Source organism: Bradyrhizobium sp. JR4.3, assembly GCF_040547695.1.
GTDB classification, from domain to species: Bacteria; Pseudomonadota; Alphaproteobacteria; order Rhizobiales; family Xanthobacteraceae; genus Bradyrhizobium; species Bradyrhizobium canariense.
Genome location: NZ_JBEPQF010000040.1, coordinates 51377 through 64102, shown reverse-complemented (window position 1 = coordinate 64102; position 12726 = coordinate 51377). Strand labels below are relative to the sequence as shown.

7 protein-coding genes and 1 pseudogene are annotated in these 12726 nt (G+C 58.5%); 5 read left to right on the top strand and 3 right to left on the bottom strand.

From position 1 onward, the window contains the following. Both ABIB91_RS36185 and ABIB91_RS36180 read left to right on the top strand, forming a co-directional pair. Window positions 1-123, top strand: a pseudogene (locus ABIB91_RS36185) (LabA-like NYN domain-containing protein); the annotation flags it as partial. A gap of 145 nt (window positions 124-268) precedes the next feature. Then, complete coding sequence (locus ABIB91_RS36180) at window positions 269-601, top strand: hypothetical protein (RefSeq protein ID WP_007601852.1); 333 nt, start codon at window positions 269-271, stop codon at window positions 599-601. 268 nt (window positions 602-869) lie between these two features. Here ABIB91_RS36180 and ABIB91_RS36175 read toward each other — a convergent pair whose 3' ends face one another. Both ABIB91_RS36175 and ABIB91_RS36170 read right to left on the bottom strand, forming a co-directional pair. Beyond that, window positions 870-1082, bottom strand: coding sequence for a hypothetical protein (locus tag ABIB91_RS36175; RefSeq protein WP_354171572.1), 213 nt, complete (start codon window positions 1080-1082; stop codon window positions 870-872). Between the two features lie 1036 nt (window positions 1083-2118). Continuing rightward, window positions 2119-2436 (bottom strand): hypothetical protein, encoded by a 318-nt coding sequence (locus tag ABIB91_RS36170; protein WP_354171570.1) that lies wholly within the window; start codon window positions 2434-2436, stop codon window positions 2119-2121. 2002 nt (window positions 2437-4438) lie between these two features. Between ABIB91_RS36170 and ABIB91_RS36165 the strand changes: the two genes are divergently transcribed. Continuing rightward, on the top strand, window positions 4439-4693 hold the full coding sequence (locus ABIB91_RS36165; protein WP_219681390.1) for a hypothetical protein: 255 nt from the start codon (window positions 4439-4441) through the stop codon (window positions 4691-4693). 964 nt (window positions 4694-5657) lie between these two features. On the opposite strand, the gene ABIB91_RS41815 is transcribed toward ABIB91_RS36165, so the two are convergent. After that, window positions 5658-5897, bottom strand: coding sequence for a hypothetical protein (locus ABIB91_RS41815; protein ID WP_083870004.1), 240 nt, complete (start codon window positions 5895-5897; stop codon window positions 5658-5660). 752 nt (window positions 5898-6649) lie between these two features. On the opposite strand from ABIB91_RS41815, the gene ABIB91_RS36160 reads away from it, so the two are divergent. Together ABIB91_RS36160 and ABIB91_RS36155 are read left to right on the top strand one after the other, a co-directional pair. Then, the gene (locus ABIB91_RS36160; RefSeq protein WP_007601843.1) at window positions 6650-9409 is read left to right on the top strand and encodes a S8 family serine peptidase; all 2760 of its coding nucleotides are present in this window, start codon (window positions 6650-6652) and stop codon (window positions 9407-9409) included. A gap of 1647 nt (window positions 9410-11056) precedes the next feature. Then, window positions 11057-12562: an adenylate/guanylate cyclase domain-containing protein gene (locus ABIB91_RS36155; protein ID WP_354171567.1), complete on the top strand. Its 1506-nt coding sequence runs from the start codon at window positions 11057-11059 to the stop codon at window positions 12560-12562. The last annotated feature ends 164 nt before the right edge of the window (window positions 12563-12726 follow it).

Here is a 12726-nt window from a genome sequence, read left to right as displayed (position 1 = left end):
GTCGAGCTGCAGTCCAAACTCGGCCGCGACCCGTCCGAACGCCCGGCCCCGCGTGATCGTGAAGCGCGTGGACACATGCCAAAATTCTTGCAGGAGCCGAAGGGAAATGACCCACACGACTAGACCCTGAAGGCGGCGCCCGCATTCCGCAAGCGCGGCTCGCGGTGGGCATGTTTGTCGCTTGAGATATGTTGGCGTCGGCTCGTTGTCGCTTGCATGAAAAGGGCGGCATCCGGCATTATGTTTTTGCTGGCGAGGCGAACCTGCTGTGACTCTGAAGAACCCCGACGCTATTGCCGTGATCCTGACCGCCCTCCGGCTTTCTCACGGCGACGAAGCTGCACGAGCCATGCTGGTCGGCGGCATGAGCCTGGCCGCGCTGATAGAGACGATGTTCTCCGCACCGATCGGGCGACGCGATGCCGTTCACAACATCGCACGTGCGTTGGACGACTTCGCCCTTTCGCCGGAACTCGGTCCGGTCTGGCACCTTCGCTACGTTTACGAAAGTCATGGCTCGTTTCGCGTCGTCGATATGGAGATTGCGACGCCAACCGGCACGCTGTCCAGTAAAGACGTTTGGCTTCGTCTGCCCGTCTAGCTATCTCGCCACCTCTGCGATGTGGCCGGTGCTGTCGACGATTAGCGAGCGCGCGGTGCTTTCCTTGGCGGCCTTGTAGGTCTTGATCTTTCCGGTCGGCACCTCCTTGGATCTGCGAGTAGCCTGCGGCGCGAAGCTTAGCGATGATCTTCTCAGACGTCAGGCAGAGCGCGGACGAACATGACCAAACCACCATGAGGGCAGCCTGACGAAAGATCGCAGCACTTGCCCTCCCTGCGCGCTCGCCGCCATCGGATGGCGCCTTAGCTTAACCGCCGACCGGCCCCGACAACGTCTCCAAGCCGGCCTCGATTGCCTCGATGTCCTGCTCGATCTGCGCAATCGACAACCTGCAGTCAAAGCCCGCCCAGGCTTTCAGGTCTCCGGCAAGGCGCCGGCGGTGCATCCTCAGCTCCTCAAGCGACTGGCGGTCTTTCAGTCTCGCGTAGCCGTCCACAATCAACTCAATCGCACTCGACATGACGCTACTCCACAAAAACAATTCGGATCCAATCGGATGAACTTAATGCAAGCCGAGAGGTTGGCGCAACTTCCACGCTGGCTTCTACACCCAGCCCCCTTTTGACTGCAGGGCCCAACCAAGCTTTCGGCAAAATAGGTCACGATCGTTGACGGGTTGGCATCGGAGTGGACGCAGTCCTGAGGCAGTGAGCCTGACGTATTGAAATCCGCAATTTACCGGTGGTAGTGTTCCACTTTTGCTACTCGCGCTATTTGCTCTGACGCCATCCTGATAGTGCTTTTTTGTGCTGGGGAGAACATTTATGCGAGGCTCTCGCGCAATCCTTTACGCCGAACGACTTAGCGAACTCACTTCTCAGCTCTCAGAGTTGGAATATCTTCGAGATCTGGTCGAAGAAGCAGAGCGCCGCGCTCGCGGTGTGCCCCCATTACGCTTGACACATCCTCCTTCGCGCCGCCTTCGAACTCGTAAACCGGGCGCCATGTCTGTCCGCCTCCGTCGCCACGCGCCACTAGCGCGGAATGCAGGAGCTCTCAGGCCCCCTGACAACGACAACCAAGTCGATCGGACTTTGCTAGAGCCATTCCCCGACGGATGGTGGGCTTCCTCCTAAAGCCACTAGAAGCGCTGACTCGACGAAGAGAGCGATCCAATGCTGGCGGCCCACCCACCCTGAGGAGCAGACGGGTAGCCACCATTCCAGCCCGCGGGTGCCGAGGCTGGTCCGGCCGCACCTATCAATTCTGGACCACCCTTCGCCAAACTCCTGCAACCTGCAACGGAGAGAGTGAGACAGGGAAGACGGTCAGCACGACCTGTGCGGGCTTGAGGTGAGCAACTGCAAAAGCGAATATCACTTGTCGGCGAGAACACCGGCGTCAAGCGGATGTCATTTCGTAAAGATTGGTTTCAACACCTCAGGAATTGCGATGACGAAAAACGACACCGTGTTCGACACGATGCGACCTGATCCAAACGGACGAGACAATGGGCCGGCCGACTGGGGACGCGCGAGGCAATAAAACGGGATGGCCTAGAGCTCGACCCTGGCTCGCTCGTTTACTGTCCCCACGAGTGGATCAATGCCGCCGGCTACGTTGACCTCGAACTGGTCCGCAAATACCCGCTGATGTTCGCGGTCTAAAGTCGTGACGAACCAGAGCCGACGCGCAAGCGATCCGCCGTCCGACGAACCAGCGACTCGACGGCTGCTAAGCCGAGCGGTGAAACGCAGGCGTCCAAAGCCGCCTGTGGCACCTGTGCCGTTCGGCACTGAAACAGATCCCAACCGCGAATTTTCCCGGGTCGAACCGGAGGCCGTTTGGTTCTTCGTCTTCTTGCCGATCTTCATGCTGCTCTATTCGATCGTCGAGAAAATGCACGTGAGATAGCAAAGAGCTAAAGGGTCCTGGTCAGAAGAAACCAAAATGCGCGTGCTCGCAATGTTTCTCATCCTTGGAATATGCATCGCTTCGCCAGCGGCCGGACGTCGGCGGTGGGCGACACCTCACATCTGAGCCTCCCGCCATCCACCTGCGCAGCCCCGGTCGAGTGCACCGGCAGGGGCTGGTTGGCTTGAGGGCCGCTAGGCTGGACCGCGGCACGCTCGGGATAACAACTCAGTGAATGAAACTGTCTGCTGGACCCGCGAAGCACCCTGGAAAAAGACCGAGCCGACTTTTGTCCGCGCGACTTAAGTGGAGATGTCAAATACTGACACTCAAAGTGATTGTAGCTGCTCTGGCCGCGGGATTTCTGATTTCGGTTTATTCCGGAGACTTCGGCGCCGATATCGTTCTCGCTATTGCCACGTGCCTTCCGTAGTTGTGCGCGATTGCGGAGTCGCGGCCCGACGCGTCCTAGTCCGGTATGATGCGCCGGGCCTAACCATTCCCTGCTTTCCCCGTAAGGTTTGGCTGAGTCAGAATAGTGCGATTCTACAAGCGGCTGATACGTCTGCGTCTTTGTGCAGCGCTCCTTGCGCTTCGCAGCAAAAGGCCATACCCGCGGCCACACGTTTGACGGACGCGATATACCTCCCAAGCTCGGTCGCGATCTCGATCCTCCCTTGATCATTTTGATCAGCGTCTGTACCTCGCCCTCGGTCCCACTGCTTAGGTTCGTGGTTTCGCACGCGCCAAGCGCCGGTTCGCGGGAGAATAGCAATATCGTTCCGTTCTTGGAACAAAATGCCCACTGCAGGGATTTCGGTTCCACCGAATTGTATTTGCAAACGAGACCAAGCTGGGGCAGAATTTTCTGCACCGGGGCTGGCTGCATATTTCACTTGGTCCTTTTGACCCGGCTTCATTTGACCACGCGGGGCCGCAGCGATTTAACCACCCGCTGCGGCCTTCGCCGTATGGCCGCCAGCGTGACCGGCGGGCCGAAAATGGCCGCTCGACAAAGCGTCTGGTCAGCTTTGCTTCCCATGCATGCAGGCGATCACGAACTCCCGCTTTGCGCGACCTTGTCCCTCTCCTTTTTCGCCCGCACTCGAAAAACCACGTTCGGTAGCAAGCTACTGGCACTTTTCCAATTTCTGAGGGTTGCGAGGCGCGCCCTGCTGAGCCTGTGCAGCGCCTCCGACCAAAGCCAGAGCAATGGAAGCGGCCTAATCATTCTGCGCACTCCTACCTGCCGTCGATCAAATCGCTACAAGAAAATAGTGGCACCTGCCTCGGCATCGCTCTCAATCAATGCGAGCAGAAAGACCCTCGACTGCCCTTGGATTGTAGCATGGCAATGCTGGCGTGAGCCGGCGGGCTTTGGGGTATATTTTCTAAAAGCGAACTGAACCCCCACACCGCGCGCCTATACTGATCAGTATCCGGGATTTTTGCTAATCCTCTCCCGGGGCTGGACGGATATCAGGCCGCCGGGACAAGGTATTGTTTGCCCGGCGGCTTCATTTTCGTTTGTCGGCTCAGGGGAGCGCCTGCGAGCGTGACGCGGCGGACGTCGACTTTTCCCCACCTACAACAAGCGGTCGCTCGCGCGTTCCGAGCCACCAGGAATCGATAATTTGCGAGATACCTAAGATGCCAGCTTTGCTGGCGGCATGCGCGCTCCTCGGCACACGAAATGGTCCGGCCACTATCCGCCCCGCAGTCCTGCGGAATGGCTGGCTGACACCATGTGACCTGCAACATCGAATGCTTGAACGGCTGTTGCGATCGCAAGGTGGACGTGCGGCTCGAGACACTCCCGCAGGATCAGCCGTGGTCGCGCGTCGGCTTGCGCCTGGTCTGCTCAGACCGCGGCGCCGCAGGATCTGTGCATATCGTCCCGAACTGGCATGACAGCAGCGGGCAAGTCAGGCCAAGCATAGGCTTGAGGTTTTGATTCCAGCGATGAAGCACGTCACCGAACGCCCTTTTGCAGATCCAAAAGCCGCAGGCCGCCAGCTCGTCCAGCTGGCTTCGGGCATCGAGGCGATACAGGACGGCAGAATCCATATCGAGAAGATCAACTACTCCTCCCTCTACACGCTCCAGGGAAGCGGCGCGGAGTTCGGCGCCGGCATCAGGCGCGCTGTCGAGAAGGGCTGGCTGGAGCTGCACGAGAGCGGTACCTACGTGCGGCTGCTGAAAGCCGTAGGAACCTAGCATCACTGCCCGGCTTGCTGTCTCGCTAGCTCTCTTCCTCGAGCTGGCGGAGCGGCCCCCGCATCAACCCTCAGGCCCCCAAGCCGGGATCGTCTCTCGTTCGAGCTTAGCTTGGCTCTTGTTTCGTGCGGCCAATTCCTGGTCCAGGGCCTTCAAGCGAACGAGGAGATTTTCAACGATCTCCATGCAATCGGAATGCCGCAATGATTGCACGCCGCGCGCTGCCAGCTCGCGCTCCGAGATAGTCGCCCCGATGCTTTGGATGCTCACAAATCCCCCCGCAGAAAACATTGCCCCTCAGGTGCACTCAAGGGAAAGGCCGCAGCGTGGTTCCAGCCCCACTGCGGCCATCCCGGGCAACTACAAATAACTTGGTCTCAAATCTCGCCGGTGTTCCGACAGTAGAACACCCCGTTCCGAAAATGGACTCCGGACAACTACCGGTGGCGCCTTGTCACATTAGAGCGAACATGGCACGGCTTGCTTTCCCGCCCCTAATGCTCTCGGCTGCCCATCCAATTGCGGATTTGAGCGCCGGGAGTGCTAGGCCGGCCAGCGTGAACCGGCGAAAGAGGCCGCCTTACTGGCGGCCCCTCGATCGTTCTCTACTCTAGTCCACGCAGGACTGCCACGGTGCGCCGGGCCTGCCGCGAGTAACGCCTCAGAGAGTAACACGCTGGTTTAAGTTTTTACGCCAGCCTGAATCATGCACTTAGTGCGTGAGCTTTAAAGGACTGCCGTGAGCGAGGCTTCACAGGGGAAGGCCTGCTGTAGTTCGCACCCTAACGGTCACAATCGACGGTGTTGCGCATCACGGGACATATTTCGTCCAGAACTCCATCGTGTACCTGCAGTCGGCGCTTGGAAGTAAGGCAACCCACGTGGGAGGGGTGCCGCCAGAAATGACGGCCAAGCTGCTCCTGTCTGAACTCGTTCGCACCGGCGCTGGGGCAACGCACTAAGATCAGAACCAGCTGCGGTTATTTTGAAAGCACGCCTGTTTGGTGCGGTCCCAGATGAAATCCCCGCCGCCGCAGGGTGGACGGGGGCGAGAGGTCGCCGGGCATTCGTTCCGAACCTTGGCTCCCGTGCCCCAGCCGTCAACGACACATGCGCCACCGGTTGTCCTGTGACAGCCCTCGCCACAGCCACCCGCTGCGTGCGCCGCACTAGCAGCAGTGAGAACCGAGGTCGCGAGGAGCATTCCTTGTAAGATTTTTATCACTGCCAGACTCCTTGAAAGCGAATGACCGGAGCGAGAAGGAAAGATCATAACTCCTGCCGTGACGCTTAGCTACGATCAGCGCGGCGCGAAGTTGCCCGGCCCCGCGCGAACCGATCGACGATGCGCTCCGCTGTTCAAAGCTGTTGATCTAGCATTTTACAACCTGTGGAAAAGGACGCCAGGTCAGCGCAGCTGTATTTTTCGAACCATCCACCTGCGCCCGTACTGGGACGTTCTGTTGCGGAGACGCGTGTGAGCCACTTTTTCTCAGTCCTGCTATTGCTGACCACGTTGATGCTTACGCTGTGTTTTGGCGTCGCAGCGTGGCGCGTTTCCGATGAGGCGGCGCTGGTAAGGCCGTAGCAATGGCAGTGCCGCAGTATCGGGCACTGCTCAGATAGGTGACCTGGGCTCAAAACGCCCACGCCGACGCTGGGCCTGCAGGCCTGCGTATGTGTTGTTATGGAAGGACGGGCCGATTGGATTTCACGAGCCTGTCTATTTTGAATCGAATTAGCAATCTTGTGAACTAAATCACTGCATAATCTTCCGTTGTGCTGTTAGGATTCATTTATTGATTTGCCAGGATGCTCAACGCAAAAGATCGAGCGCGACCGCGTCGTGATGTTCGCGCGAAGCAGATTTGATTCTGCCGGCTTGTGTGTGCCATTCCGACGATTCAGGTGTCGGATCAAAGTCGCCGCGTAAGAATGTTCATTTGGAGGAAGCCAATGAACGAAACCTTCTTACCCAAGCGTTTAACCTATTGCTGTCGTTCAGTGCCGTTGAGAACACTCGTTGCGACCTTACTGGTTGCTGCGCCTGTCGCGCTTGCGTCTGCGCAGACCGTTGCTCCCGCGGAAGGCGCGTCGAGCGGCCAAAATAGCACTATGCGCATCAATCGAGACGACGAGGGCGCCCCCCTTTCGCTCGAGGCCGTCCAGGACGGGGTCAAAAACTTCGGATTGCGCCGGGCGGGCGTTGGGCTACCTAGTGCGACGAGCGCGGATGACACCAAACGCCGCGACTTCGGGCCGACCAAGTCTGACGAATCAGTGGCGGATCGGTTGGTTCCCCCTGTCGATCGCAAGCCGCCGCGCGATGCACTTCCGCATCGGGGCACTGAGGCGACAACAGTCCAAACGGAGGCGCCCAACAGGCCGCTCTCTGCGCCAAAGGATCGCCCGAAGCCTCCGGCCAATTATCCTTCGCGCGGCGCGTCGGATGTCCGATCGTTTGAGGCCTATCGGCTTGGGTTCTCGGGAGGGACGACGACACCGGCCACCGGGATCGACCCGCGCATACGATCGGATTTAGCCGCAGGGGAGCGGACTGAGACCTATGCCTTTCTGCTGATGGATTTCCTGCCGGACGCGGCCACGGAGCGCACGCTGATGAGCGAGTTCGGGGTCGCATCGCTCGGGCTGCATGGGACAGCACTCAAGGTCCGCGTCCCCCTGCAAGCCCAGGCGTTGGAGGGTATTGCCAGATTGCCCGGGTTTAGATCACTGGCTTACCCCTTGCCCGACCAAAAATTAGCGCCGGAGCTGAGATCTGCCATCGAGCGTTTCGGGGCCGAGGTGGTTCGATTTCCAATTGTCATCAGCCTGTTTGAAACTGATCCCAAAACTTCGTTCGCCGAACGGGTCCAAGCTACGGGTGCGGAGGTCGGTCGCTACGACCCGGTGTTGCGGAGCTATGAGGCTCTCGCAACACCCGAACAGATCCGCATTCTTTCCGGTTTGGATTTCATCCTGTTCATCGAAATCGAGCGTCGCAGCGGCGGCGGACACGATCAGAGCATGGCTACGAATGGCGTCGATTACATCCGAGCGTCCGGCTTCCTGGGTGCGGGAACTGTGTTGGGCTTACTCGACACCGGCGCCATGTTGGGAAGCGCGGCGGCAACCATGCACCAAGACCTCAACAAGAACGGTTGCGGGATTAATTTCACGAGCGACGCTGCGGGCGTTTGGAATGATCAGAATGGCCATGGCACTCACGTCCTCGCAACCATCTCCGGAACTGGGGCTGCGAAAGCGCGGTTCCGGGGCGTCGCAACTGCGGTCGGTTCGCGTGAGCGCATCCGGGTTGGAAAGATCTGGAAATCGACCAACACTGGACAAAACTCTTGGTTGCGGGACGCAATCGACTACATGGCGGACCCGACCAGCTGCGACGCGCCACGCCCCTCTGTCATCAATCTGAGCGGTGGGGCGAGCGGATCGGGACAGACTGGAACCGATTCCGAATCGCGCAAGCTCGACGCCCGCGTCTGGGAAACACGCCAGGCCTACATCGTGTGCTCCGGCAATAACGGCCCGGGCGCACAATCGATCTGGTCTCCCGGCGTGGCCAAGAATGCTCTTACGGTCGGAAACGTGCAGGACGCGGGATCGAGCTTGGTTGGCGAACTGTCCGGCAGCAGCAGCCGCGGTCCGACCGGCGATAATCGGATGAAGCCAGACCTCGTTGCAACAGGTGCTGTCGTGACCTCCGCGCAGGCGGGAACGACGGATGGTTATGTGGATAAGAGCGGATGCAGCATGGCAACGCCACATGTCAGTGGCATCGCGACGACGTTGCTGGAGCACTATCCTGATTTCCGAGATCGACCGCACTTGCTGCGTGCCCATCTCATGGCTTCCGCTACGCTGCATTCGGACGAGGTCAGTCCGGCGAACAACACCGGTGGCGGACGCAATGATTTTGGGCTCGGACGCGTCTCCGATTATCAATCGCATTGGGCGCGCCTCGACCCCAACGGCTGGAGCGGCCATTGGGCGTGGATGACAATCACCGACAAGTCTTGGGGCTTCTTCGACATCGACGTGCCTCGGGGTACCAAGCGGGTCGTCGCTGTGCTTACTTGGGACGAGCCCGAAGCGAGCGCAGGAGCATCACAGGCGGTGACATACGATGTTGACCTGTGGGCCGATCCCGGCGCCAGTTGCACGCCGGACGCAGTTGGACAATGTGGTGGCTGGGCCTCGCAGTCTAATATCGACAACGTCGAATATCTCATCATCGACAATCCGCCTCCTGGCGTTCTCCGGCTCAAAGCAATCAACTGGAGAGCTCCCTCATTTGGCTTGCCGGTGGCAATCGCAGCTAAAATCATTCGCGGCGATCCAACGCCTGCGATTTCGATGACGGCTACGCCGAGCACAACGTCTCCCGCGATCGGTTCGACCTTCACAATCAAGACAACCATTTTCAACCCGAGTTACGAGGCATATGGGGTTCAGGTGTCAGCGGCGGCGGGGTCTAGCGGTCTAAGCCTGCTCGGGGTCTCGACCACCCGCGAGGATGGCGTGGCGATGGATTTTTCAAATGCGGCCAGCCTCACACTTGGCACTGTAACGGAGGCCGATACGCGCTCCGCCATCTGGAAATTCAGTGCCACCTCGCGAGGCCCGCAGACCGTCCGCTTCAGCGGCCGGTCCAACAATGGCGGCACCGTCTTCAAGAGCGTGACTGTTACACCTTGAGCACCCAGGACTGAGTTTGACCAAGTCGCCTGAGACATTCACGCTTTGCTCTCAGCTCAGAGTTCACGGTCGGCCGACTCACGAATGAATAGTTGTTGACTCCAGGGGAGAGCACGCGAGGGTTCGAGACGATAGCCCGAATAGCGGACCTCTCCGAGATCAGCAGCTTCGGACCAGAGGCCGACCTTCCGCAGAGATTTTCGGATCCGTCAGTTAACGGATTAGTAACGGCTTCTTGCCAGCCTGAATCATTGCAGATCGTCGCAACTGCGACTTCAGAAGCATATCGTCTCTCTCAGTTCTCGGTTGGCAGTCTCATCAAGGGACAAGTCCGCTATGTGCAAGGGAATTCTGATTTCGCTTAGTGCGCTGTTCTTTTTGCTGGTTTGCGATCAGTTCTGGTCGAACGGCCGCTATACGGACGTTGCTATCGTGATGGCGAAACACATCAGTCGCTCTTTCGGTGTCTGATGCAGCCAGTTTCACGAGCTCGAAATGACTGTCGCAGATGCTCTTGACGCATTGAACCAGAGAGAATGCCCGGATTGCTGGTCAAAAAAGATGTTATCTGGATTGCGGGTTGACATTGCGGAGCACTTGGAATGCCTCGCCTGTGAGGCACGCTTTTACGTTGCTCCGCGACCTCCACATGCCATAGTTTTCATCCGACAATAGGTCCATGCGAGAATCAACAAGCGCTTGCATTGGTCAACAGCGCCTGCCGTCATTGCCGACCACCTACCTGCAGCCGCGGCAGATCGTAAGCTTGCGCTGCAATACCTCATCTACTTGCTCAACCAGGTGCTGTGCCGCGATGTTGTCTGCCCCCGAATTGGGCTAGGAAGGTCTTGCTGCGCGGGACTTCATGGTTCGCGCCGCGTAACCTGACGTTTTACTATCGTCAACCGTGCCGACGCTAAAGCCATCGTAGTCCCCGGCTGGGCTGAGGACCGACGCAGGCGCGCCGATCAATGGTGTAGACAAAACCTTGTCCGACGCTGCCGGCCGGAGAGCGTCGGTCCGCGATGACGGCCCGCCATTGGTCTTCGCCGAAGGCCTTGGATTCTTGGCCGGCGCCGGTGGCGACGATACTTTGGCCGCCGCCGTTGTCGGCCAGGCATTCTTAGGGGTGGCCGGAGTGCCGGCTCCCGTTCGCTCGACGGCGGAGCGAGCGGAAGCGGCGGAGCGACTAAGGTCTGACTTTGGCGGCGCCCTGCTACCAAACGCCAGCAGACACGAAGCCAACGACCAACAGCGTCGCGCTTTTCATCCGCGTCATTCAAACGGCTTTGGTTGACCATTGACGCATGATCCTTCGAAGTATCCAGCTCATATGGCGATCAACGTTGACGGAAATGGGAGGGAGGGGCGTCTGCACGAATCCGGGGCTTATTTCATAACGTGGCGCGCACGGCCCGCTCTCGAGTCAACGCACCGCTCTCATGGACATGATGGACGAGACCAGACACTGCCTATCGATCAAAGTGTCGCATTGCCGACTGATACAGGCCAATAGAGCTGACTTTTCTTATCCGGCTCGGTTCGACTAAAACCAGTTGGACACAAAGGAACCGCGTCGATTGTCGCGTGGCTAGTCGAATGGCCGACCAACCAGTATTGCCGGCATGAGCGAGGTATCATACTGATATGCAAGGGTCATCCCCAGTCAACGAAGGCCTCCTGAATCAGCGCCTCATAGAGCTCGGGTCAATAGCGAGCTGGGCGCCGCAGACCCTTTCGGACCTCGAAGGTTTTATTCGCGCCTCCGGCGACTATGATCTCTTTCGAGTCAATCCTATCCAATATGCGACTGCCAACGGCCTAAGTGACGCCGAAGGAATCGAGCTGTTCGTGCACGCCGCTAAGGTTGGCCTATTCGAGATGCAGTGGCTGCTCATCTGCGCCTATTGCCCGCAGGTCGCCGGCACTTTTCGTGAGCTAGACCAGGTTCATCCACGTTTCCAATGCGAATTCTGCAACGCCCTCAATGAGGCGGCGCTTGACGACTACATCCAAGTCACCTTTACGGTCTCGAGTTCGGTTCGCGACATCCTATATCGTCATCCGGACATGCTGTCCGTCCAGGACTACTATCTCCGTTACAACTTCTCCAAGGACTTCAAGCCCCCGCACGGAATGACACACGAGCAACTCGTTGCGGCACTCTCGCGGGGATTTGCCGATATCGAGGCGGGTCAGCGGTTGAACTTTGAATTCGCCGTAACGGCCGGCCGATTCGAGGTGCTCGATCTTAGCCATAAGCTTCTTCTGGTTTTCTTCGCGAACGGTGAACCGGCGGAACGCCAAGAAACGCTGGTCCAGCTCGAATCGGGCCGGTTCGTAGTTGCTGATCGGCCCACTGGACCGAGAAATATGATCCTTGGCGACGGACGCTTTGCGTTTCGACAGACGGCCGATCTTAGCCCAGGCAAACACATCATCCACATTGAGAACCGCACCAAGGATCGAGGCCGCTTCTGGTTTCTCCAGTATCCTTCCCAGTTCCAGCCCCATCTGGTCGAGTATGAGGCTTTTCTTTCCGGTAAGCGATTATTGCTCACCCCCTGCTTCGCCGAACTCTATAAGACTCAATTGGTGGACGAGCGCGATAGTCTAGCCGTTTCCGACATCACTTATCTGTTCACTGATCTAAAGGATTCGACTCCGCTGTACGAAAGCATCGGCGATGTGAATGCCTACTTTCTCGTCCGTCAGCACTTCGACATTTTGAATAAGATCATTAGGAATCGATCTGGCACGATCGTGAAGACGATCGGCGATGCAGTCATGGCTGGCTTCGAGCGTCCACAGGATGCCGTTGTTGCATCCGTCGAGATGATCGAAGAGCTGTCGCGATTCAACAAAACCGCTTCGCGGCCGCTCGGCCTCAAAATCGGCGTGCACAGAGGCAGGGCCATCGCCGTAAGGCTCAACGATCGGATCGACTACTTCGGACAGGACGTGAATATCGCCGCCCGTGTGCAAGGTCTAGCCGGTGTCAACGAAATATGCCTGACAGAGATGGTGATGGAGGCTCCCGGAGTCAGTGACATCGTCAAAGGATGCCCGGCGTCGCGCGACTACCAAAACTTGAAGGGCATCGGTCAGAAAATGGAAATACATCGGTTCAAAATTTCTCCCACGCAGAGATGAACGACCGCGCCCGTCCTGCGCAGCGGCAGACCGATTCTCGGCTGCGGTTTACCGCCAATTTTCGGCGCTGCTGCGTTGGTCTCCTGTATATTCCTGGCGGACGACGCCAGCAGGCATCAGCGTGTCTGCGTTCCCAAGCCGCGCGATCGTTCGGGTATCCTTCA

Coding starts and splice junctions, on each gene's coding strand:
- ABIB91_RS36160 (WP_007601843.1), top strand. CDS start 6,650: ATGAACGAAACCTTCTTACCCAAGCGTTTAACCTATTGCTGTCGTTCA.
- ABIB91_RS36165 (WP_219681390.1), top strand. CDS start 4,439: ATGAAGCACGTCACCGAACGCCCTTTTGCAGATCCAAAAGCCGCAGGC.
- ABIB91_RS36170 (WP_354171570.1), bottom strand. CDS start 2,436: ATGAAGATCGGCAAGAAGACGAAGAACCAAACGGCCTCCGGTTCGACC.
- ABIB91_RS36155 (WP_354171567.1), top strand. CDS start 11,057: ATGCAAGGGTCATCCCCAGTCAACGAAGGCCTCCTGAATCAGCGCCTC.
- ABIB91_RS41815 (WP_083870004.1), bottom strand. CDS start 5,897: ATGCTCCTCGCGACCTCGGTTCTCACTGCTGCTAGTGCGGCGCACGCA.
- ABIB91_RS36175 (WP_354171572.1), bottom strand. CDS start 1,082: ATGTCGAGTGCGATTGAGTTGATTGTGGACGGCTACGCGAGACTGAAA.